Annotated in this window: 18 protein-coding genes and 1 pseudogene; 7 read left to right on the top strand and 12 right to left on the bottom strand. The window is 73.1% G+C overall.

Features of this window, described 5'->3' with window-relative positions; genetic code table 11:
* Nucleotides 1-2 precede the first annotated feature (2 nt).
* Nucleotides 3-1,031, bottom strand: coding sequence for an N-acetyl-gamma-glutamyl-phosphate reductase (gene argC, locus G7Z13_RS06300; protein WP_165996849.1), 1,029 nt, complete (start codon nucleotides 1,029-1,031; stop codon nucleotides 3-5).
* Between the two features lie 220 nt (nucleotides 1,032-1,251).
* Here argC and G7Z13_RS06305 point away from each other — a divergent pair, with 220 nt between their 5' ends.
* Complete coding sequence (locus tag G7Z13_RS06305; RefSeq protein ID WP_240926128.1) at nucleotides 1,252-2,520, top strand: hypothetical protein; 1,269 nt, start codon at nucleotides 1,252-1,254, stop codon at nucleotides 2,518-2,520.
* A 92-nt stretch (nucleotides 2,521-2,612) separates the two neighbouring features.
* Here the strand turns inward: G7Z13_RS06305 and G7Z13_RS06310 are convergent, their stop codons facing one another.
* Nucleotides 2,613-5,102: an alpha-L-arabinofuranosidase C-terminal domain-containing protein gene (locus G7Z13_RS06310; RefSeq protein ID WP_165996852.1), complete on the bottom strand. Its 2,490-nt coding sequence runs from the start codon at nucleotides 5,100-5,102 to the stop codon at nucleotides 2,613-2,615.
* 144 nt (nucleotides 5,103-5,246) lie between these two features.
* Between G7Z13_RS06310 and G7Z13_RS06315 the strand changes: the two genes are divergently transcribed.
* The gene (locus tag G7Z13_RS06315; protein ID WP_165996854.1) at nucleotides 5,247-5,693 is read left to right on the top strand and encodes a DUF6314 family protein; all 447 of its coding nucleotides are present in this window, start codon (nucleotides 5,247-5,249) and stop codon (nucleotides 5,691-5,693) included.
* Here the strand turns inward: G7Z13_RS06315 and G7Z13_RS06320 are convergent.
* Together G7Z13_RS06320 and G7Z13_RS06325 are read right to left on the bottom strand one after the other, a co-directional pair.
* Complete coding sequence (locus G7Z13_RS06320; RefSeq protein ID WP_165996855.1) at nucleotides 5,675-6,298, bottom strand: histidine phosphatase family protein; 624 nt, start codon at nucleotides 6,296-6,298, stop codon at nucleotides 5,675-5,677. The genes G7Z13_RS06315 and G7Z13_RS06320 overlap by 19 nt on opposite strands.
* A 45-nt stretch (nucleotides 6,299-6,343) precedes the next feature.
* Entirely contained in the window at nucleotides 6,344-6,778 is a 435-nt protein-coding gene (locus G7Z13_RS06325; RefSeq protein WP_165996857.1) for a GNAT family N-acetyltransferase, read from the bottom strand.
* A gap of 89 nt (nucleotides 6,779-6,867) precedes the next feature.
* On the opposite strand from G7Z13_RS06325, the gene G7Z13_RS06330 reads away from it, so the two are divergent.
* The gene (locus tag G7Z13_RS06330) at nucleotides 6,868-7,482 is read left to right on the top strand and encodes a DUF6461 domain-containing protein (RefSeq protein WP_165996859.1); all 615 of its coding nucleotides are present in this window, start codon (nucleotides 6,868-6,870) and stop codon (nucleotides 7,480-7,482) included.
* A gap of 36 nt (nucleotides 7,483-7,518) precedes the next feature.
* On the opposite strand, the gene G7Z13_RS06335 is transcribed toward G7Z13_RS06330, so the two are convergent.
* Nucleotides 7,519-8,982 (bottom strand): PLP-dependent aminotransferase family protein, encoded by a 1,464-nt coding sequence (locus tag G7Z13_RS06335; RefSeq protein WP_165996861.1) that lies wholly within the window; start codon nucleotides 8,980-8,982, stop codon nucleotides 7,519-7,521.
* On the opposite strand from G7Z13_RS06335, the gene G7Z13_RS06340 reads away from it, so the two are divergent.
* Together G7Z13_RS06340 and G7Z13_RS06345 are read left to right on the top strand one after the other, a co-directional pair.
* Nucleotides 8,981-9,907, top strand: coding sequence for a DMT family transporter (locus G7Z13_RS06340; protein WP_165996863.1), 927 nt, complete (start codon nucleotides 8,981-8,983; stop codon nucleotides 9,905-9,907). The two genes, G7Z13_RS06335 and G7Z13_RS06340, sit on opposite strands and share 2 nt — an antisense overlap.
* A gap of 90 nt (nucleotides 9,908-9,997) precedes the next feature.
* Nucleotides 9,998-10,177 (top strand): annotated as a pseudogene (locus tag G7Z13_RS06345) (DUF1918 domain-containing protein); the annotation flags it as partial.
* Nucleotides 10,178-10,370: 193 nt separating this feature from the next.
* On the opposite strand, the gene G7Z13_RS06350 reads toward G7Z13_RS06345, so the two are convergent.
* Nucleotides 10,371-11,693 (bottom strand): family 10 glycosylhydrolase, encoded by a 1,323-nt coding sequence (locus G7Z13_RS06350; RefSeq protein ID WP_240926129.1) that lies wholly within the window; start codon nucleotides 11,691-11,693, stop codon nucleotides 10,371-10,373.
* Between the two features lie 193 nt (nucleotides 11,694-11,886).
* Here G7Z13_RS06350 and G7Z13_RS06355 point away from each other — a divergent pair, with 193 nt between their 5' ends.
* The gene (locus G7Z13_RS06355; protein WP_165996865.1) at nucleotides 11,887-12,762 is read left to right on the top strand and encodes a 3-hydroxybutyryl-CoA dehydrogenase; all 876 of its coding nucleotides are present in this window, start codon (nucleotides 11,887-11,889) and stop codon (nucleotides 12,760-12,762) included.
* A 199-nt stretch (nucleotides 12,763-12,961) separates the two neighbouring features.
* The gene (locus G7Z13_RS06360; protein ID WP_165996866.1) at nucleotides 12,962-13,219 is read left to right on the top strand and encodes a hypothetical protein; all 258 of its coding nucleotides are present in this window, start codon (nucleotides 12,962-12,964) and stop codon (nucleotides 13,217-13,219) included.
* 25 nt (nucleotides 13,220-13,244) lie between these two features.
* On the opposite strand, the gene G7Z13_RS06365 is transcribed toward G7Z13_RS06360, so the two are convergent.
* The 6 genes from G7Z13_RS06365 to G7Z13_RS06390 form a co-directional block, all read right to left on the bottom strand.
* Entirely contained in the window at nucleotides 13,245-13,790 is a 546-nt protein-coding gene (locus G7Z13_RS06365; protein WP_165996868.1) for an NUDIX domain-containing protein, read from the bottom strand.
* A gap of 249 nt (nucleotides 13,791-14,039) precedes the next feature.
* Entirely contained in the window at nucleotides 14,040-15,380 is a 1,341-nt protein-coding gene (locus G7Z13_RS06370; protein ID WP_165996871.1) for a transcriptional regulator, read from the bottom strand.
* 284 nt (nucleotides 15,381-15,664) lie between these two features.
* Nucleotides 15,665-16,717 carry a PP2C family protein-serine/threonine phosphatase gene (locus G7Z13_RS06375; protein ID WP_165996873.1) on the bottom strand — a complete coding sequence of 351 codons (1,053 nt, stop codon included), beginning with the start codon at nucleotides 16,715-16,717 and terminating at the stop codon, nucleotides 15,665-15,667.
* A 311-nt stretch (nucleotides 16,718-17,028) separates the two neighbouring features.
* Nucleotides 17,029-19,542, bottom strand: a complete 2,514-nt coding sequence (gene pheT / locus G7Z13_RS06380; protein ID WP_165996875.1) for a phenylalanine--tRNA ligase subunit beta — start codon at nucleotides 19,540-19,542, stop codon at nucleotides 17,029-17,031.
* Nucleotides 19,542-20,663 (bottom strand): phenylalanine--tRNA ligase subunit alpha, encoded by a 1,122-nt coding sequence (gene pheS, locus G7Z13_RS06385; RefSeq protein WP_165996877.1) that lies wholly within the window; start codon nucleotides 20,661-20,663, stop codon nucleotides 19,542-19,544. Before pheS ends, pheT begins: the two co-directional genes overlap by 1 nt.
* Nucleotides 20,664-20,828: 165 nt before the next feature.
* Nucleotides 20,829-21,971, bottom strand: a complete 1,143-nt coding sequence (locus G7Z13_RS06390; protein WP_165996879.1) for an ATP-binding protein — start codon at nucleotides 21,969-21,971, stop codon at nucleotides 20,829-20,831.
* Nucleotides 21,972-22,061 lie beyond the last annotated feature (90 nt).

The raw sequence follows: 22,061 nt of genomic DNA on the forward strand, positions 1-22,061 counted from the left end.
GCTCACGGTGCGACGCCGATCGTGGAAAGACCCAGCTCCTCGGGGAATCCGAGGGCGATGTTCATGCTCTGTACGGCACCGCCGGCGGTGCCCTTGGTGAGGTTGTCGATGGCGCTGACCGCGATGATCCGGCCGGCGGCCGCGTCGTAGGCGACCTGCGTGTGCACGGCGTTGGAACCGCAGACGGACGCCGTGGCCGGCCACTGGCCCTCGGGCAGCAGGTGCACGAAGGGCTCGTCGGCGAAGGCCTTCTCGTAGGCGGCGCGGACGGACTCGGCGGTCACGCCGGGCCTCGCCTTCGCGCTGCACGTGGCGAGGATGCCGCGCGGCATGGGCGCGAGGGTGGGGGTGAAGGAGACGCTCACGGTCCGCCCGGCCACCGCGCTGAGGTTCTGGATCATCTCGGGCGTGTGCCGGTGGCCGCCGCCGACGCCGTACGGCGTCATGGAGCCCATGACCTCGCTGCCCAGCAGATGCGGCTTGGGCGCCTTGCCCGCGCCCGACGTGCCGGACGCGGCGACGATCACGGCCTCGGCCTCGGCGAGTCCCGCGGCGTAGGCCGGGAAGAGGGCGAGGGAGACGGCCGTGGGGTAGCAGCCGGGCACCGCGATGCGCTTGGACCCCTCCAGCGCGGCGCGGGCGCCCGGCAGTTCGGGGAGGCCGTAGGGCCAGGTCCCGGCGTGCGGGGAGCCGTAGAACCTCTCCCAGTCGGCGGCGTCCTTCAGCCGGAAGTCGGCGCCCATGTCGACGACGAGGACGTCCGGGCCGAGCTGTTCGGCGACGGCGGCGGACTGGCCGTGCGGCAGGGCGAGGAAGACCACGTCGTGCCCGGCGAGCACGTCGGCGGTGGTCTCGTCGAGCACCCGGCCGGCCAGCGGCAGCAGGTGCGGCTGGAGCGCGCCGAGCCGCTGTCCGGCGTTGGAGTTGCCGGTGAGGGCGCCGATCTCGACCTCGGGGTGCGCGAGCAGCAGGCGCAGCAGCTCTCCGCCCGCGTACCCGCTCGCTCCGGCCACTGCCGCACGTACCGTCATGGGTCCTCCTCCTGGATGGCATGACTATACGTTTCGCTGCACTTTTATGCAATGGCGGGCGTGATCTCTCCGGTCGAACACCGTGCGGCCGTCCGGAGACAGCGCGCAGCCGGGCCGATGGCGAGGAGCACGCCGGAGTGCGGCTCGAAAGGGCGACGCCCGCACCAGGTCGCCGGGTGAGGGGCTCGCCGCGCGGGCCGGCGGGGACTACGGTGCCGGGGTGACTGATCTCGACGTAGTGGCACGCGGGACGGCCGGCGGCGAGCGCTCCTTCGAACAGCTGAGATGCCATCCGCGGCTTCCGCTGGTGGCCTGCTGGGATGCCGAGCGTCCGGCGATCCACCTATGGGACTGCGGCGCGGGGCAGCTACGCGCACTCGGTTCCGTGGGCCTCACGTCGCGGACCTATGGAGGCGCCTTCGGGTGGGAGCGGGCGCAGCGGACGCCCGCTGCGGCGTGGCATCCGGACGAGCCCCTGCTCGTCGTGGCAGGCGAGGACGGACTGCGGCAATGGACTCCCGCCGGGGTCCGCGCACCGCAGGGCGCTCCGGCCGGGGCTGCCTACCGCGGTCTGGCTTTCAGCCCGGACGGGCAGACCCTGTGGGGCGCACCGTCGTTCCGCGACGAGGGCGGCGGGTGGGAGAGCTCGGACGCCCTCGACCTCGCCTCCGGGACCATCGGTGCCGGGCCCCGGTGGGACACGGGAGTGACGGAGCACCCGGGGGGCGGACTCGTCGCCACGCTCGTCAGCGACCAGGGCGCGACCCACTGCCTGTTCGCGCGCGTCGATCAGGGGACCGCGCCCGCCGCGATCCGACCGCTGCGCCGGGCGCTGATCCTGGACTGCGACGGTTACCGGACGCCGCTCTTCAGCGCGGACGGACGCCACATCGCGATCCGTGGCAACGCGTACGGCAACACGGTGGACGTCTTCGAGTTCCCTTCGCTGCGCCGGGTTCTGGCCACGACACTCGGCGCCCCCTGCCCCGGCTATCCCTACCCGCGGGAGTGGCTCGACGAGATGACGTCCTGGTCGCGTCACAACCTCGCCTTCGGGTCGCGGCCGGGTGTGCTGTGGATCGCCACGCCCACGGGGGCGCTGATCGAGGTGGACCTCGACACCTCGCAGTCCGTCGAGCACGCGGTGCTGACCGGGACCCGCGTGTCCGCGCTGGCCGCCACGGCGACGGGCGAGCTCCTCGTCGCCGGCGGTGGAGGAGAGCTGGTGCTCCTGTCCGTGTCCTCCGGCTCCCCGCGGACGCGCGCCGCGAGCAGGGAGGTCTCCGAAGCCGCGGCCACGGCGTTCCTGGAGGCCACTGCCGAGGTTCCGGACGACGGCGACAGCCTGGAGACACACCTCGTCGTGACCGACGGGACCCGTACGTGGGAGGCGGACGACCTGGCGACGGTGACCGCGGCCGGCGCATCGGATCCCACCTGGCTTCGGCTTCAAGCCGCGGTCAACGCGGCGCAGTTCGAGAGGGAGTAAGGACCTGAGGGGGTGCGGGCGGCCCGGGTGCACCTCGCGCGCGGGCCGCCCGTTCCCACTCTGGTTCCGCTGCTTGGCGGTTCCCCAGCTCCCTATCGCCTGGCGATCCGCAGGAAGGTGACCGAGTTCGCCGGGAAGGTGTAGGTGAACGTCGCGGCGACACCGCTGAACGTGGACCTCACCGGGGTGACCGGGGTGTCGGTCTCGGTGTTCACGTCCTGCGGGTCGGCGGCCAGCGTGGTGACCCGGGCCCGCGAGGAGACCTTCGCGCCGCCGAGGTCGATCGCGGTGCGGGCCGCCGTGGGCTGCGCGTTGACGACCTTGACGATCAGGTCACCCGTGCGCCGGTCCTCGGTGACGACCTGGCGGAACGGCTCGGCCGGCTTGTCGTCGGTGAAGCTGCCCCACAGCTGCCCGTCCAGGTAGAGGGCGACCTGGCGGCCCCGCACCTTGATGTCGATGTCGTAGGCGCGGCCCGTCTCGATCGAGTGCGGCTTGGAAATGAGCGTCGACTTGCCGCCGTCGGAGGCCCGCTCCACGGCGGACTGGGTGTTGTTCCAGCCGCCGAGGTTCCACCAGTAGTAATGGCCGGTGTCCCGCACGCCGAAGGCGACGAGGAAGCCCTCCTTGCCGGACCTCTTGGTGGCCTTCACGTGCAGGTCGTAGTCCTTCCACGCCGGGTCGCCCGCCGTGACCAGGGTGTTCTCGGCGGCGGCGTCGGTCTGGACGTAGGCGCCGTCCTGGACGGACCAGCTGCCCGCGCCGACGTGCTTCCACTGCGCGGCGCCGGCGGAGAAGTCGTCGCTGAGCAGGGTGGTGCCGTCGGCCGCGGTGACCCTCACGTCGTCGTAGGCGGCGCTGGTGGCCCAGGTGGACAGGCCGACCGCGCCGGTGATGGGGCCGCTGACGTCCGGGGTGCCGGTGGCGGTGGAGGGGATCACGCGGTCGCCGACGTTGTTCATGAACAGCTTCTGGACCTCGTAGTTCGCCGAGTTCCAGGAGGCGCGGTTGTTGAACCAGATCATGTCGGGGCTCCACTGCACGTAGTCCTCGTTGGCGAGCAGCGGGGCGTACGAGGCGAGCTTGACGATGTCCGCGTTGCGCTCCAGACCGGTCATGAACGCGGCCTCGGCGAGGGCGTTCCTGAAGGCGTTGCCCTGGGAGGCGTACTCGCCGAGGAAGACCTTCGGGCCGCCGCGGTCGTAGTCGTCGTAGCGGTCGTTGTTCTGGAGGAACCACTGCGGGCTGTTGTAGTAGTGCTCGTCGACCATGCCGACGCCGCTCTCGCGGTTGAGCTGCCACAGGCGGTCGAAGGTGGTGCCGGTGTCGTCGGGGCCGGAGTTGGAGATGACGGTGATGTTGGGGTACCTCGCCTCGATCGCGGCGCGGAAGCGCTGGAAGCGGGCGAAGAACGCGTCCGGCAGGTTCTCCTCGTTGCCGACGCCGATGTGGGTGAGGCCGAAGGGCTTGGGGTGGCCCATCCGGGCGCGCACCTTGCCCCACGTCGAGGTGGCCGGGCCGTTGGCGAACTCGATCAGGTCGAGGGTGTCCTGGATGTGCCGCTTCAGCAGCGCCTCGTCGTCGGTGGCGCGGTTCTGGCCGCAGCCGGTGACCAGGGCGGGGACGACGGGCAGCGGCATGGCGCCGATGTCCTCGGCGAAGCGGAAGTACTCGTAGTAGCCGAGGCCGTAGCTCTGGTTGTAGCCCCAGAAGTTGGCGTTGGTGGCGCGCTGCTCGACCGGGCCGATGGTGTCCTTCCACTGGTAGGCCCGCTTGCGCTGCCAGCCGCTGGCCTCGCTGTAGTCCTGCATGGAGCCGGTGTTGACCAGGCAGCCGCCGGGGAAGCGGACGAAGCCCGGCTTCAGGGCCTCGATCTTCTCGGCGAGGTCCTTGCGCAGGCCGTTGGGCTGGTTCCTGTAGGTGTCGCGCGGGAACAGCGAGACCATGTCGAGCGCGACCGCGCCGGAGGAGGCGACCGCGAGGCGGCCCCGGTTGCCGGTCCGGGTCGCGGTGAAGGTGGCGGTGTACTTGGCCCAGCCGCCCTCGACGGCCACCTGCCGGGCGGTGGCCAGGGTGCCGGCGGCGTCCTTGAGGGACACGGTGAGGGTGGTGCCGGCGGCGGCGCGGGCCCAGACGGAGAAGTCGTACTTCTTGCCCTGCTCGACCCGGATGCCGGTGTTGTAGCCGGCGTTGGTGACGGACGAGCCGGCGCCCAGGGAGAGGTAGTTGCGGTTGCGCTCGTTGAGCCGCCCGTCGTCGTTCAGGACCTGGGCGGTGCCGTCGACGGTCCAGGAGGTCAGCGGGGTGTACCCGCCGTTGTCGGCGGTGGAGTACTCGAAGGACCGGTTCTGCACCAGCTCGGCGTACAGACCGCCGTCGGCGGCGCGGTTGATGTCCTCGAAGAAGACGCCGTACATGGTGTCGTCGATCTGCGCGCCGGTGGCGGACGGGTCGGCGGTGATCGCGTAGTCGGTGACGGGCTCGGCGTGCGCGGGCGCGGGCACGAGCGCGCAGGAGACGGCCAGCGCGGCGGTCGCGGCCAGGCCCAGTCTCCGGCGGGTGGTGCGGGTGGTGCGTGACATGGATACTCCGCGGCTCTGTGCTCCCGGAGCGGGAGCTGTTCGAAATATCGGACCTTGGTCAGCACTTCGAACGGCAAGATAGGGAGGGGGCGGGTAGGCGTCAATGGGTCGCGCGGCGACGGACGGGACGGAGAGCGGTAGGAGATGGGCGAGTTCTGGCCAGTTCCGGAGGTACTGGCGTTCCTGGCCGGGAGCTGGCGGGTCGAGCGGTCGGTGCGCGATCTCGCGAGCGGGGACGAGGGCCGCTTCGACGGAACGACGGTTCTCGGCCCTTCTGAGGGCGGCGCGCTGCTGCACCGGGAGTCCGGCACCTTCGTGTGGCAGGGCGTCGCCCGGCCCGCCGAGCGCACGCTGCGCTTCCTGCCGGGAGCGGCCGGCGCGGGGACGGCCGACGTGCGGTTCGCGGACGGACGGCCCTTCCACGACCTGGACCTGACGACCGGGCACTGGGTCGCCGACCACCCCTGCGCGGCCGACCTCTACCGCGGCGAGTTCACCGTCCGGGACGCGGACCGCTGGCGGACCGTGTGGCGGGTCCGGGGCCCGGCGAAGGATCTGGTGCTGACCACGGACTACACGCGCGTGGACTGAGCCCGGACGTCCACAGCGGGGTGGGTGGCGCCGGAGCCGGCGTCGAACCGCAGGTTCCAGCGGCCCGCGTGCCCGGTCACCGTGACCGTCGACAGCGGGCGGACGTCGATGTTCCAGTACGCCGACGGGGGCGCCTGCAGCGCGTACACCAGTGCCGCGCGGATCACCGACGGCTCGGCCACCGCCACGATCCGGCAGCCGTCCTCGCGCGGCCGGGTGTCCAGCCAGCCGCCGACCCGGCCGATGAAGGCGAGCAGCGGCTCACCGCCGTACGGGGTGCCGCGCGGATCGGCGAGCCAGGCGTCCACGGCCTGCGGCTCGCGGGCCATCGCCTCGCCGAGGGTCAGCCCCCGCCAGCGGCCCATGTCGCAGTCGCGCAGGGCGAGCTGCGCCAGCGGCGCGTAGCCGAGGGCGTCGCCGGTGGCGCGGCTGCGCGGCGTGGGCGAGCAGTAGCGCAGCTCGGCCGCCGCGAGCGGCAGCAGCTCGTGCGCGACGCGCTGCACCGCGTCCCAGCCCGCCTGGTCCAGCGGCCGGTCGTCCTCGAACCGTTCCGGCGCCGACGGGGAGCTGCGCGCGGCGGCGACGAAGGTGACCCGAAGTGGCATGCGGGGATGGTGCGGTCCGGAAGTGCGCGGGTCAAGAGGTGTCGCCTAGAAATACAGCGCCATCCACTGCTCCGGCCGGTCCAGCGGCGCGAACCCCAGCTTGCCGTACACCCCGTGCGCGTCGTGCGTGGCGAGCAGGATCCGCCGCAGCCCGTCGGGCCGCAGCTCCTCCCGTACGGCCGCCACCAGCGCCGTACCGACGCCCTTGCCGCGCACCGGCCGGTCCACGTACACATCGCACAGCCACGCGAACGTCGTCCGGTCGGTGACCACGCGCGCGTAGGCCACCTGCTCCCCCGACCGCGTGTCGTACACGCCGAAGTTGAGCGACCCGGCGATCGCGCGGTCCTGCTTCTCACGGGTCCGCCCGATCGCCCAGTACGCGTCGGTGGACAGCCACCGGTGCACGCGCCCGGCGTCGACGCGGCCGGGGTCGGTGGAGATCTCGTAGCCGTCGGGGAGGCCGAAGTCGTCGGTCATGGGGGGAGGCTGGCAGGTTCAGCGCGCCGCGGTCGAGGGGTTTTCGCAGGTCGCCCGGCGTTGTCAGTGGCGGGTGCGATGCTGCGGTCATGAACGGGATCACGACCGCCGCGGACTACACGTGGCTGGAGGAGCGGTACGCGGACCTGATGGAGGCGTACTGCGTCACGCTGGTGCGCGGGCTGACCGCCGAGGACCTGCTCGCGGAGCTGAGGGCCGAGCCGGCGGGCCGGGCCACCGGCGTGGCCGCGCTCGCGGAGCCGTCGTACGCGGTGCAGACGCCCTACCGGATGTACGTCGGCGCCACCACCGTCGGCGACTGGGCCCTGATGCTCGAGTACAACGGCTACCTCGGCATACGGGACGAGGCCATGCTGCCGCTGTCGCGCGGGCGCACGGTGGTGTCCCACTTCCGCAACGTCAACGCGGTGGACCACTTCAACTGGTACGAGGACGGCACCCTGCGCCTGCACTTCGAACCGCTCTTCGCCTACCACCGCGACGGCAGCCACCCGGACGAACTCCTCACCGAGATGCGCGAGTCGGGCTTCGACCTGAGCGAGGCGGACGACCGGGACACCGACCACCACACCGAGGCCGCCTTCGCCCTCGCCCACCGCGTCACCGGCATACGCCTGACGCCGGAGCTGTTCGAGACCGCCGAGTTCACCTGCGGCGTCGCCACGGTGCCCCGCTCCGCCTAGAACACCTCGGCTCAGGCCGTCCTGCACCACCTCGGCTCAGGCCGTCCTGCCGTCCCGGAACACCTCGTCGCAGGCCGTCCGCAGGCGCCGGACGCCTTCCGTGATCTCCCCCGTGCCCGCGACCGCGGCGAAGCTCAGGCGCAGGTGGGGGGCGGGCGGCTCGGCGCTGAAGTAGGGGCGGCCGGGGGTGACGGCGACACCCGCGCGCAGGGCCGCGGCCGTCAGGGCGGACTCGTCGGTGCCCTCGGGCAGCCGCGGCCACAGGTGGTAGCCGCCGCTCGGGATGTGCGGCAGGGCCAGTTCGGGCAGGTGCAGGGCCAGCGCGGCGGTCATCGCGTCGCGCCGGGCCTTCAGCTCGGCGGACACGGCCCGCAGATGGCGCGGCCAGGCCGGCGAGCCGACCAGCTCCAGCGCCGCCTCCTGCAGCGGCCGCGGCACGAAGAAGGTGTCGACGACCTGGATGGCGCGCAGCCGCTCCAGCACCGGACCCCGGGCGGCCAGCGCGCACACCCGGAAGCTCGGCGAGGTGGCCTTGGTGAGCGAGCAGACGTGGACGACGACCCCGTCGGGGTCCTCGGCGGCCAGCGGGCGCGGCAGCGGCGGCGCGTCCGCGTGCACCAGCCGCCGGACGAAGTCGTCCTCGACGACGAACGCCCCGGCCGCACGGGCGATCCGCAGCACCTCGCCCCGGCGTTCGGGAGCGAGGACGGCGCCGGTGGGGTTCTGGAACAGCGGCTGGCAGACGAAGACGCGGGCGCCGGTGGCGCGGAACGCGTCGGCGAGCAGGGCGGGGCGGACCCCGTCGGCGTCCACCGGGACCGGCACCGGCCGCAGGCCCGCCGCGCGGGCGATGGCCAGCATGCCGGGGTAGGTCGGCGACTCCACGAGGACCGGCGCGCCGGGCGGCGCGAGCGCGCGCAGGGCGGTGGTCAGCGCGGACTGGCCGCCGGAGGTGATCAGCACCTCGGCCGCCGTGACGGCCCCGCCCGGACCGCCGATGCTGCGCGCGAACCACTCCCGCAGCTCCGGCAGTCCCTCCATCGGCGGCCGGCCCCAGGCGCCGGGGCGGCGCCCCGCGCGGGACAGCGCCGCGGCCATGGCCCGCTCGGGCTGGAGGGACGGATGCAGATAGCCGCCGTTGAACTCGATCACGCCGGGCGGCGGCGCGGCCAGCGAGACCAGCACCCCGGCGGCGTCGACGGAGCGCGGGACCGGCTCGGCGGTGCCGTCCGCGCTGAGGGTGAGTTCCTGCCAGGAGGTGTCCCCGGCGGGCGCGGCGGCGGACGCGCGGGTCGCGGCGCGGAAGGCGCCCGCGCCGGGCCGGGTGACCACGAGCCCTTCCGCGGCGAGCTGCGCCAGCGCCCGGGAGACCGTCACGGGACTCACCCGGAACCGCTCCACCAGCACCCGACTCGACGGCAGCTTTCCGCCCGGAGAGTAGCGGTCGAGCTCTCTCCGCAGCTGTTCCGCCAGCTCACCTACACTGCTACGCTCTTGCATGAGAGCACAGAGTAGCGCTATCAAGCCGACCACGATAGCGGTCGACACCGCCGCCGCGCCGCGGGCCAAGGTCTCCGGCGGCACCCTCCAGGCCGCCCTGGGCGTCGTCGCCTTCTCCCTCACCTTCCCGGCCACCGCCTGGGGCCTGGAGGGCTTCGGTCCCTGGTCGCTGGTGGCCGTGCGCAGTGTGCTGGCGGCGCTCATCGCCGGCGGCTGTCTGCTCGCCCTGAAGGTCCCGCTGCCGGACCGCCGCCATCTGCCGGGGCTGGCCGTGGTCGCCGCCGGAGTGGTCCTCGGCTTCCCCATGCTGACCACCCTCGCCCTCCGGACGTCGACCACCTCGCACGCGGCCGTCGTGGTCGGACTGCTGCCGCTGACCACCGCCGCGCTGTCCGCGCTGCGCGTCGGCACCCGCCCGTCCCGCACCTTCTGGGCGGCGGCCCTCGCGGGCGCCGCCGCCGTGGGCGTCTTCACCGTGCAGCAGAGCGGCGGCGGCCTGAGCACCGCCGACCTCTACCTCTTCGGCGCGCTGCTGGTGTGCGCGGCCGGTTACACCGAGGGCGGCCGGCTGGCCCGGGTCATGCCGGGCTGGCAGGTGATCGGCTGGGCGCTGGTGCTGTGCCTGCCGCTGAGCCTCCCCGCGGCGGCGATCGCGCTGACGTACGAGCCGGTGACCCTCACGGCGCACGCCGTGGCCGGGCTGCTGTGGGTGGCGGCGGGCTCCCAGTTCCTGGGCCTCGTGGTCTGGTACCGGGGCATGGCGGCCATCGGCATCCCGAAGGCGAGCCAGTTGCAGTTGGCCCAGCCCCTGCTCACACTGGTGTGGTCGGTGCTGCTGCTGGGCGAGCACCTGACAGTGGCCGCTCCGCTGACGGCCGCGGCCGTGCTCGTCTGCATCGCCGTCACCCAGCGGGCGCGAGGCTGAACGGCGTGCGCCACCCGGTACCGCCCGGTGCGCACCGCCGCGGACACGCGGCCACGGACCGCTGCTCACTCGATGGTGAGGAGGCCCCAGATGCGCGCAAGCGTGGGCGACCAGCTTGTCCAGCACGGCAGGGTGGTCGGACAGCACGACAAGGTCGGCGAGATCGTGGAAGTGCTCGGCCAGGGAGGCAACCCCCCGTACCGCGTCCGGTTCGAGGACGGGCACGAGGGCCTGTGCTCCCCGGGCCCCGACACCGAGATCCGGCACCGGAGCACCCAGCCTTCGGCGTCCGGACAGTCCCCCATGACCGGCCGGCCCCCGACGACGGGACAGTCGCCGACGACGGGACAGTCCCCCATGACCGGCCAGTCCCCGATGACCGGGGAGTCCGCGGCGACCGGCCAGTCCCCCACGACCGGCCGGCCGCCGATGACCGGCCGGTCCCCGATGACCGGACAGTGACTCAGCGCGCGGGGTTCGCCGGCTGCCGGTAGTGGTCGGCGATCACCCGCGCCATCGCGCCGACCGGGTCGGCCGCCACGTCCTTGGCGGCGAAGAAGACGTGCCCGCGCACCTGCGGATACTCGCGGGCCAGCGTCAGATGCCGGGACAGCTCGGCCGGGTCCTGCCACGGCGCGGGCTGCGCCGGGTTCCCGGCCCGGTACAGGGCCTCGCCGATGTACAGCTTCGTCGCGGTGCCCCGGGCGACCTCGGACCACCACGGGACCAGCTTGGCGTAGTCGGCGGCGGAGTAGCCGATGTACCAGTACAGCTGCGGGCAGATGTAGTCGATCCAGCTCTCCCGCACCCACTTGCGGGTGTCCGCGTACAGGTCGTCGTACGCCTGCAGGGCGCGGGTGTCCGAGCCGAGCGGGTCGGTGGCCGCGTTGCGCCACACCCCGAAGGGGCTGATGCCGAACCGGGCGGCGGGCCGGGCCTTCCTGATGTCCGCCGCCATGTCCCGCACCAGCCGGTCGATGTTGTCGCGCCGCCAGTCGGCCCGGTTGCCGAAGCCCCCGCCGTGGCGGTCGTAGGCCGCGTCGTCGTCGAAGCTCTGGCCCGGCACCGGGTACGGGTAGAAGTAGTCGTCGAAGTGGACGGCGTCGATCGGGTACTTGGCGACGGCGTCGAGCATCGCGGTCCGCACGAAGGTCCGGACCTCCGGCAGCCCCGGGTTGTAGTAGAGCCGCCCGCCATAGCTCACCACCCACTCCGGATGGCGGCGGGCCGGGTGGCCGGGCACCAGCCGGTCCGGGTCCCCGTGGGTGGCGACGCGCAGCGGGTTGAACCAGGCGTGCAGCTCCAGCCCGCGCCGGTGGGCCTCCTCGACGGCCGTGCCCAGCGGGTCCCAGCCGGGGTCCTTGCCCTGGGTGCCGGTGAGGAACTGCGACCACGGCTCGTAGGGCGAGGGCCACAGCGCGTCGGCCGCGGGCCGCACCTGGAAGATCACCGTGTTGAGGCGGCTGCGGACCGCCTGGTCGAGATGGGCGAGCAGCTCGGCGCGCTGCTGGGCGGCGCTCAGCCCGGTCCGCGAGGGCCAGTCCCGGTTGGCGACCGTGGCCAGCCACATGCCGCGCATCTCCCCGGCCGCAGCGCCGCCGCCCGCGGGGCCCGCCTTCCCGGCCGAGGTGGCCTGATCCGGCCGCCCGGCGTCCCCGGCGTCGGGCACCGGGTCCTCGTCGGCGGGCGACCTCCCGGCCCGCGCGTGGGCGGCACCGGCCTCGCCCGTCATCAGCAGGGCCGACACCGCTGCCGCGGCGAACGCCCGTCGGGTCACACGTCCCATGGCAGAACACCCCCTACACCGCGTCCTGACGCGGTCACGGATCGCATCCGGGCCCAGAATGCCCGACCCCGGCGATCGATCATCGATACTTGGCGGTAACGTGCACGAACGGAGCAGGCACGAAGCAGGCTCGACGCAGGCCCCGGGACCCGGCGGCCCTGCCGCGGCCGAACGGATCAGCGAAGGGGACGATGTGACAGGCATCCCAGCGGGAGACATCGCGCGCGTCGGCGTGGTCGGCTGCGGCCAGATGGGCGCCGGTATCGCCGAGGTGTGCGCCCGCGCCGGACTGGACGTCAAGGTCGCCGAGACCACCGGCGAGGCCCTGGAGATCGGCCGCACCCGGCTGTTCAACTCCCTGGCCAAGGCCGCCGAGCGGGGCAAGATCAGCGAGGCCGAGCGGGACGCCACGCAGGCCCGGCTGAGCTTCACCACCGACCTCGGCGAGTTCGCCGACCGCGACCTGGTGATCGAGGCGGTCGTCGAGAACGAGCAGGTCAAGACCGAGATCTTCCAGGTGCTCGACCAGGTGGTGACCCGCCCGGACGCGATCCTGGCCTCCAACACCTCCTCCATCCCGCTGGTGAAGCTGGCCGTCGCCACCGCGCGGCCGGACCAGGTCATCGGCATCCACTTCTTCAACCCGGCCCCGGTGCAGCAGCTGGTCGAGCTGATCCCGGCCCTCACCACCTCCGAGGGCACCCTCAGCCGGGCGCAGCTGTTCACCGAGAAGGTGCTCGGCAAGCACGCCATCCGCGCCCAGGACCGCTCCGGCTTCGTGGTCAACGCGCTGCTGATCCCGTACCTGCTCTCCGCGATCCGGATGTTCGAGTCGGGCATCGCCAGTCGCGAGGACATCGACAACGGCATGGAGATGGGCTGCGCCCACCCCATGGGCCCGCTGAAGCTCTCCGACCTCATCGGCCTCGACACGGTCGCCTCCGTCGCGCACTCGATGTACGAGGAGTACAAGGAGCCGCTGTACGCCGCTCCCCCGCTGCTCCAGCGCATGGTCGACGCGGGGCGGCTGGGCCGCAAGACCGGTTCCGGCTTTTACACGTACGGCTGACCGGCGCGCGGCTGATTACCCAGCGCCAGCGGTAAGGGCCCGGCACCCGGACAAGGTGCCGGGCCCACGTGTTTCACACACCGTGTGCGCGGCGGCCACGCATATGCCGTGCGCACACACTCCCCATGCGCCGACCAGGCGAGTTGACTCAGGCATGCGCATGCAAGAGACGTGAGAGAACACGGAAAGGAGCGGTTTCGTGACCGCCGATCCCCAGCAATCCGTCTCCCTGGAGGAACTCGCAGAGTTACGTCGCCGCCTCGACGTGGCGTACGCCCGCGTCGAGGGCGGACTGGCCCTGCTGTCCCACCGCACCGAGGAGACCGCCAAGGAAGTCGACGAGCTGCACACCCGGCTCGTCCACCTGGAGCATGCCCGGTGGCCGCTGCCCTCGATCACGGCGGTGACCGCGATCGGGGCCCTGGTAGTGGCGGTCTGGCAGGCCTTCGGACGCTAGCCACCCCTGGGGCCGGGCCGTTCGCCTAGGGCACGGTGTCGTGGCCGAGCCGGAGATGATGCAGTAACAGCAGTGCGGCCGCCATGTTGGCGGCCGGGACCTCACCGCGGGCGACCAGGTCGGGGACGACCTTGAGGGGAACCCATTCCCGCCGGTCCGACTCGAAGTCGTCCACGGGGTGACCGACGTACTCGCCCGCGTCGGCCCAGTAGATGTGGTGCCGGGCGTCGGTGAGCCCGTTGGACGGCTCCACGCTCATCAGGTGGCGCAGCGGTCCCGGCCGCCAGCCGGTCTCCTCCTCCAGTTCCCGGGCGGCCGCCGCCGCGATGTCCTCGCCGTCCTCGACGACGCCGGCCGCGAGTTCCCACCCCCAGCTGTCCGTGATGAAGCGGTGGCGCCACAGGAGCAGGACCTCGTTGGCCTCGTTCACCACCGTGGCCACGGCGACGGGCCGCAGCCGTATCAGGAAGTGGTCGAGATGCCGGCCGTCCGGCAGTTCGACGTCCGCCAGATTGACGCTGAACCAGCGATTTTCATACACAGTTTGTTCGTTCTGTTTCGTCCACTGCATGGTTCTGCCACCTTCCGCCGAGTAAGTGGCAATATCGCAGCAGGAGCGAGCGGGCAGCAGGCGCACGGCGGCCGCTCGCGGGGCGGCGGCGGGCGCAGCGTGTCGCGGGGTGTCGCAGGGGATCGCGGTGAATCACCGTGAACGGCTGTGCGGCAGGGGGCATGACGGTGCACGGCTCGGGCGTTGCCCGTGCGCGGCGTGGGCATGACGGTGCGTCAGGGTGCCCTCCGTGCGGGACCCCGGAAGGGACTACAGCGGTACGCGCAGGGCCCCGTCGATCAGTTCGGCGGCCTCCGCCGTGCCGGCGCCGCCGCTGCGCGTCAGGTGCTCGCGCACCGCGCGGAGTCTGTCCCGCAGCCGCTGCGACTCCATCCCCCGCGCCTGCTCCGCCATCCGCACCGCCGTGTCCACGGCCTTCTCGGCGTTGCCCTGGCGCAGTTCGATGGTGCTGAGCATGGCCAGCCGGTGCACCCGGCCCCGGTCGTGGGCGGGGGTGTCCACGGCCGCCTCGGCGTGCTCGCGGGCCGCCGCCAGCTCGCCCAGGCTGAGCAGCGCCTCCGCCACCTGGACGTTGACCAGGCCGGGCTGCACATAGCCGGTCTCGTCCGGCTCGTACCCGCGGCGGATCCGCTCGGCTGCCTGCTCGGCCCGCCGGATGCAGGACAGGGCGCTGCTGCCGTCGCCGAGGTGCGCGTAGGCCTTCGCCTGCATCGCGTACAGGTCGGAGGCGAGGGCGGGCGTGATGTGCCGGCCGGCGGTGCGCAGCGCGGCCTCCGCGAACGCCACGGCCTGCCGGTACTCCTTCATGAACAGCGACTGGTTGACCAGCAGCGCGATCACGTACGCGCCCAGTCCCCGGTCCCCGCTGGCCTTCGCCAGCCGCAGCGCCTGGTGGAAGTAGCGCTGGGCGAGGCCGTGCGCGTCGGAGTCGTAGGCGCAGATGCCCGCGATGGCCACCAGCCCGCCGGTGGCCCGGTGCAGCTGACGGCCCGTCGCGTCGGTGTAGCCGCCGCGCAGCAGCGGCGCGGCCTCGGCGTTGAGGAAGCCGACGATCCGGGTGCGGGTCGCCACCCCGCCGGCCTTGCGGTACATCTGCTCGTAGTGGGTGCGCGCGGCGCGCAGCATCTCGATGTCGGCCGGGGTGACCCGGTGCCGTCCGCCGCGGGAGACGTCGACGTCCTCGGGCGGGTTCTCCCACTCCCACACCGGCATCACGGCGGGGGTGCCGGTGACCGCGGGGGCGCCCAGGATGTGCGGGCGCTGCTGCTCGTCGGAGCGCCACAGCGCGGTGGCCCGCTCCACGAAGCCGGAGAGCGAGGTGCCGGGGCCGCCGGGCTCGCCGCCGGGGACGCCGAGGCCGATGTCGTCGAGGGTGACCGGCCGGTGCAGCCGGGCGGCGAGCACCTCGCAGATCAGGTCGGGCACCTGGCCGCGCGGGCGCTGGCCCTTCAGCCAGCGGGCCACGGCGGTGTGTTCGTAGCGCAGCGCGAGGCCGCGCGCCCGCCCGGCCTGGTTGACGTGCGCGGCCAGCCCGGCGTGCGAGATGCCCGCCTCGTCCAGGATCGCGTCGAGCAGGGTGTTGGGCTGCATGGGTCAGGCCCCCCGGTGGTGGCTCGGTGCTGACAGCGTAGTGAATCCGGCTTCACACGGGGTGTGAACGGAGTGCCCGAATCCGGACCGTGCGCGCGCTGTCGCGGGGGGTCGCCGGCGGGTTGACTGAAATGCCTCGAAAGAGGCCGGGCCGTCGGCTCCCCCTCGTACAGTGCGGCGGCCCGTGTTCGCCGTCCGCCCCGTCGCCTGCCCGACACTCCGTGGCGGGGCGGACGGCTCGCCCGCCGGGCACGGCCCCCTCCGCCCGGTCGACGGGACACCCGCTACAAGTGCTTCGTGGGCTGCGGGCAGGTCGTGGCGGAGCGCGCGGCCGCCCGCGAGCCCGAGGGGGCGCGTCTGCGCGGCCGTTCGTCGCGAAGGACCAGGAAGGCGACGTCGTCGGCCGGGGCTCCCTGGGTGTGGCGCAGCAGGCGGGTGAACACGGCGGCCAGCAGCGCCTGGGGAGTTCGCGCGCCCGCGCCCAGCGCCGCCGCGAGCACGGCTGCCAGCGGGAAGAACCGGCCGTGCGCGTCCCGGGCGTCCTCCGCGCCGTCCGTGTGCAGGAACAGCACCTCATTGGGGCGCAGCGAGGGGCAGGCCACCGCGGGCAGTTCGGGCGGCAGCGGGAACGGACCGAGCGGGGGCAGGGGTTCGGCTCGCGACAGCGGCTCGACCCGGGTGTCGAGGAGCCGGTACGGCCAGGGGTGGCCGCAGTTGAGGACGCGCACCTCGCCCTCGCGTCCGATCTCCAGCAGCAGCACGGTGACGAAGTCCTCGGCGACCGGGCTCTCCGGGTCCGCCGCGGCCCGTTCGCGCAGATGGCGGGCGAGGGCCCGGTCCAGGCGGCGCAGCACCCGGCCGAGGTCGGGCTCGTCGTGCACGGCCTCGCGGAAGCTGCCGAGCACGGCGGCGACGGTGCCGACGGCGCCGATCCCGTGCCCGCGCACGTCGCCCATCACCGCCCGGACGCCGTGCTCGGTGGCGACGACCTCGTACAGGTCGCCGCCGACCGCGGCACCCCGGTCGGCGGACAGCTGGGCGGCGGCCACCCGCAACCCGTCGACCTCGGACGGCAGTGGTCGCAGCAGCGTGCTCTGCGCGGCCCCGGCGACCTCGCGGACCTGCTTGAGTTCGCGCAGCAGCACGTGCCGCACATGCAGCACCAGTCCGGTGCCGACGGCGAAGAAGACGGCGCTGGTGGCGATCCGCGCTCCGAGCCCGTTCTGCTGGGCGAGCGGGCAGCCCAGTTTGTAGGTGACGGCCAGGGCGCCCCAGGCCGTGGGCAGTCCCAGCGCGAGCAGCCGACGGCCGGGCCCCCGTGCCCTGATACGGATCATGCGGATGGCCCCCCATGTAGGCCCTGACAGCGCAGACCGACCCCGAAAGGCCGGTCCGATTCTGTCGACCGCAAGCCCCGATCGCGCCAATCGCCCGTTTTTCTCACTCGAATGAGTGAGGAGGCTGTGGGGGGCGAAGTGCCCCGGGCGAAGCTCCCCCCGCGAAGGGGCGAGACCCGACCGCGAAGGGGCGAGACCCGGCCTCCCCGCAGCCTCCTCACCAAAGGGGCGCGGGGTGCCGCGCGACCGGCCACGGACGGCCTGAAGCCGCCCACGGTCGCACAGCACCCCGCTCGAACAGGTGCCGGGGACTAGCCCCGCAGCACTGCCCCGGTCCGCTCCGCGGCCAGCGCCACCGCCGCGTCCCGCGCGGCGGACGCCTCGTCCACGGTCAGGGTCCGGTCCGAAGCCCGGAACCGCAGCGCGTACGCGAGGGACTTCTTCCCGTCGCCCAGCTGCTCGGCGTTCTCGTACACGTCGAACAGCCGGATGCCCTCCAGCAGTTCACCGGCGCCCTCGCGCAGCGCGGCCTCGACCTCCGCGTGCGGCACCGGCTTGTCGACGACGAGCGCGACGTCCTGCGTGGCCACGGGGAAGGTGGAGATGCCCGGTGCCTGCGGCGTGTCGTCGCCGGCCCGCTCCAGCGCGTCCAGGTTCAGCTCCATCGCGCAGGTCCGCTCGGGCAGCCCGAGCGCCTTCAGCACGCGCGGGTGCAGCTCGCCCGCGTGCCCGACGACCTGCTCGGTGCCGTCGGCGACGACGAGCAGCTCGGCGCACCGGCCCGGGTGCCACGGCCCGTACTGGCCCTTGCGCACGACCAGTTCGGCGCCGGCCTCGCGGGCGACGAGACGGGCGGCCTCGACGGCGTCGGCCCAGTCGGACGGGCGGCCCTTGCCCCACCAGCCGGCCTGCTCGCGGGCGCCCGCGAGGACGGCGGCGACGTGGCGCGGCTGCTCGGGCAGCGCGGCGTCGAGCGCGGCGATCTCCTCGTCGGTGGGCCGGCGGTCGACCGGGACGTGCCCGGCGACGGGCCGCTCCGCGCGCGGGTGGAAGACCAGGCCGGTCTCGAACAGCGCGAGGTCGTGCGAGCCGCGGCCGTCGTTGCGGCGCAGCGCGCCGAGCAGGCCCGGCAGCAGCGAGGTGCGCAGCGCGGGCTCCTCGTCGCTGAGCGGGTTGACCAGCTTGACCACGCGGCGGGCGGGGTCGTCGGCGTCCAGGCCGAGCTGGTCGAAGACCTGCTCGCTGACGAACGGGTAGTTCGGGGCCTCGACGTAACCGGCGCCGGCCAGCGCGCGGCCGACCCGGCGGTGCAGCCGCTGCCGGTGGGTCAGGCCCCGGCCGGACGGCGGCTTGGGCAGGGTGGAGGGCAGGTTCTCGTAGCCCTCCAGCCGGATGACCTCCTCGGCGAGGTCGTTCGGCTCCAGCAGGTCGGGCCGCCAGGACGGGACGGTGACGATCAGCTCGTCCTGCCCGTACACGTCACAGCCGATCTCCTGCAGTCGCCGTACGACGGTCTCCCGGCCGTAGGTGACGCCCGCGACCTTGTCGGGGTGGTCGGCGGGCAGGGTGATGGTGTGCGGCGCGGACGGGGCGATCACCTCGGTGACGCCGGCGTCGGCGGTGCCGCCCGCGAGCAGCACGAGCAGGTCGACGGTGCGCTGGGCGGCCGCGGCGGCGGCCTGCGGGTCGACACCGCGCTCGAAGCGGCGGGAGGCCTCGGAGGACAGCTTGTGACGGCGGGCGGTACGGGCGATGGAGACGGCGTCGAAGTGCGCGGCCTCGATCACCACGTCGGTCGTGGCGCCCTCGGTGTCGTCGTGGTCGGCGATCTCCGTGTTGGCGCCGCCCATCACGCCCGCGAGGCCGATGGGGCCGCGGTCGTCGGTGATGACCAGGTCCTCGGCGTGCAGCGTCCGCTCGACGCCGTCGAGGGTGACGATCTTCTCGCCCTCCTCGGCGCGGCGCACGCCGATGGTGCCCTGGACCAGCTTCCGGTCGTAGGCGTGCAGCGGCTGGCCCAGCTCCATCATCACGTAGTTGGTGACGTCGACGGCGAGCGAGATCGGGCGCATGCCGACCTTCTGGAGCCGGCGCTGGAGCCAGATCGGGGAGCGGGCCTCGGGGCGCAGTCCGGAGACGGTGCGGGCGGTGAAGCGGTCGCAGCCGAGCGGCTCGGAGATCTTGACCGGGTAGCCGAAGGCGTTCGGCGCGGGGACGTCGAGCAGGGCCGGGTCGCGCAGCGGCAGGCCGTAGGCGATGGCGGTCTCGCGGGCGACGCCGCGGATGGACAGGCAGTCGCCGCGGTTGGCGGTGACGGCGATGTCCAGGACCTCGTCGACCAGTTCCAGCAGCTCGATGGCGTCGCGGCCGACCTCGGTCTCCGGGGGCAGCACGATGATGCCCTTGGTGCCGTCGTCGCCCATGCCCAGCTCGTCGCTGGAGCAGATCATGCCGTGCGAGACCCTGCCGTAGGTCTTGCGCGCGGAGATCGAGAAGCCGCCGGGCAGGGTGGCACCGGGGAGGACCACGACGACCTTGTCGCCGACCGCGAAGTTGCGGGCGCCGCAGACGATCTCCTGGGGCTCGCCGGTGCCGTTGGCCTGGCCGACGTCGACGGTGCAGAAGCGGATGGGCTTCTTGAAGCCCTCCAGCTCCTCGATGGTCAGCACCTGGCCGACGACCAGGGGGCCCTTGAGGTCGTGGCCGAGCTGCTCGACCGTCTCGACCTCCAGACCGGCCGAAATGAGTTTGGCCTGGACGTCACGGCCGGTCTCGGTGGCCGGCAGGTCGACGTACTCCCGCAGCCAGGAAAGCGGGACCCGCATCAGATCTCCATCCCGAAGGGCCGGGTGAACCGGATGTCACCCTCGACCATGTCTCGCATGTCTTCGACGTTGTGGCGGAACATCAGCATCCGCTCGATGCCGAACCCGAAGGCGAAGCCGCTGTACTTCTCCGGGTCGACGCCGCAGGCGGTGAGCACCCGCGGGTTGACCATGCCGCAGCCGCCCAGCTCGATCCAGCCCTCGCTGGAGCAGGTGCGGCAGGGGCGGTCGGGGTTGCCGACGGACTCGCCGCGGCAGACGTAGCACACCATGTCCATCTCGGCGGACGGCTCGGTGAAGGGGAAGAAGTTCGGCCGCAGCCGGGTCTTCATGCCCTCGCCGAACAGCGACTGGACCATGTGGTCCAGGGTGCCCTTGAGGTCCGCCATGGTCAGGCCCTCGTCCACGGCGAGCAGCTCGACCTGGTGGAAGACCGGGGTGTGGGTGGCGTCCAGCTCGTCGGTGCGGTAGACGCGGCCGGGGCAGATCACGTAGACCGGCAGCTCACGGTCGAGCAGGGAGCGGATCTGCACCGGCGAGGTGTGGGTGCGCAGCACGACGCCGGAGTCGGCGGTGCCGTCCGGGCCCTCCACGAAGAAGGTGTCGGCCTCGCCGCGCGCCGGGTGGTCCGGGCCGATGTTGAGGGCGTCGAAGTTGAACCACTCGGCCTCGACCTGCGGGCCCTCGGCGACCTCGTAGCCCATGGCCACGAAGATGTCCTCGATCCGCTCGGACAGGGTGGTCAGCGGGTGGCGGGCGCCGGCCGGGACGCGGTCGTACGGCAGCGTGACGTCGACGTCCTCCTCGACCAGCACGCGGGCGTCCCGCTCGGCCTCCAGCTCCGTCTGACGGGCGGCGAGCGCCTTGTTCACGGCGCCTCGGGCCATGCCGACCCGCTTGCCGGCGTCGGCCTTGGCGTGCGGGGGCAGGGCGCCGATCTCGCGGTTGGCGAGGGCCAGCGGGGAGGTGGGGCCGGTGTGGGCGACCTTGGCCTCGTGGAGCGCGTCGAGGGAGTCCGCGGCGGCGAAGGCGGCGAGCGCCTCGTCCCGCATGCGCTCGATCTCTTCCGGTTTCAACGCCTCGACCTCGACAGGGTCGTACGACTTATTGGGTGCCGACATCTCTTCCCGTGCTTCCGATTGTCCCCCAGCTAACGCTGGGAGGTGCCCCCAGGCTGATGGTCCCCGTGACCGGCTGGTGAGCTGGCTCGTCTGGGCCGTGTGCAGGACACAAAGGTGCCAAAGGCCGAGTCTAACGGGGTGAGGGTGGACGAATGCGCCCGTGGGTCACTGGGCGAGATACGCCGGTGCCCCCACGGGCAAGGTAAATCGGAACTCGGCGCCGCCCTGGGGGGCGCGGCCGACGGTGATGGAGCCGCCGTGGGCCTCGACGATGCCCTTGACGATGTAGAGCCCGAGGCCGGTGCCGCCGCGCTTGCTGCCCCGCCAGAAGCGGGTGAAGACGCGGTTCATGGACTCCTCCGGGATGCCGGGCCCCTCGTCGCTCACCGTGACCGACGTGCCGGCCTCCTCCCCTTCGCGGGGGGACGCCGTGGCCGTGATGTCGATGGTGACGGTTCCCTCGCCGTGCCGCACCGCATTTTCCAGCAGGTTGCTCAGCACCTGGTCGATCTTGTCGGGGTCGGCCCACAGGTCGGGCAGCGGCTGCTCGATGCGCAGCAGGAACCGGTCGGCGGGCTGCCCGGCGGCGACGTACGCCTGGATGTGCCGGCCGACGGCGGCACCGATGTCGACGGGCTGGCGGCGGACCTCCAGGCGCCCGGAGTCGATCCGGGAGATGTCCAGCAGTTCGGCGATGAGCCGGGTGACGCGGTCGGCGTCCGCGTCGACGGTCTCCAGCATCAGCCGCTTCTGGTCGTCCGTGAACCGCTCCCACTTGGCGAGCAGGGTCGCGGTGAAGCCCTTGACGGAGGTGAGCGGGGAGCGCAGTTCGTGGGCGACGGTGGCGATCAGCTCGGCGTGGCTGCGTTCGGTGCGGCGCCGGGCCTCGGTGTCGCGCAGGCAGACCACGACGCGGCGGACGGGACCGGTGGGCTCGGCGCGCACGTAGCGGGCGGAGACGAGGACTTCCCGGCCGCCGGGCAGCAGCAGGTTGCGCTCGGGCTGGCGGACCCGGATGGCGAGCCCCCCGTAGGGGTCGGTGAGCTGCCACCAGCGCCGTCCGTCCAGGTCCTCTAACGGCAGGGCCTTCTCCAGGCGCTGCCCGAGGGCGTCGGCGGCGCGGACGGCGGTGATCCGCTCGGCGGCGGCGTTGAAGCAGACGACGCGGCCGTGCTCGTCGGCGACGACGAGGCCGTCGGGCAGGTCGTCGGGATCGATGCCGAGCTCGGCGGCCGGGTCACCGGCCCGGGGCGCGGGCGGGTGCCGCGTGTCCCGTGCCCCCGGTGCGCTGCTCGTGCCGACGCTCATCCCCGTATCCCACCTCTCCGATGGTTGAGTGGGCCCCGAGCCCGTCACCCTACTAGGCACTGCCGCCGGATTCCCGTCGTCCGGCCGAAG

It is taken from the genome of Streptomyces sp. JB150 (assembly GCF_011193355.1).
GTDB lineage: Bacteria > Actinomycetota > Actinomycetes > Streptomycetales > Streptomycetaceae > Streptomyces.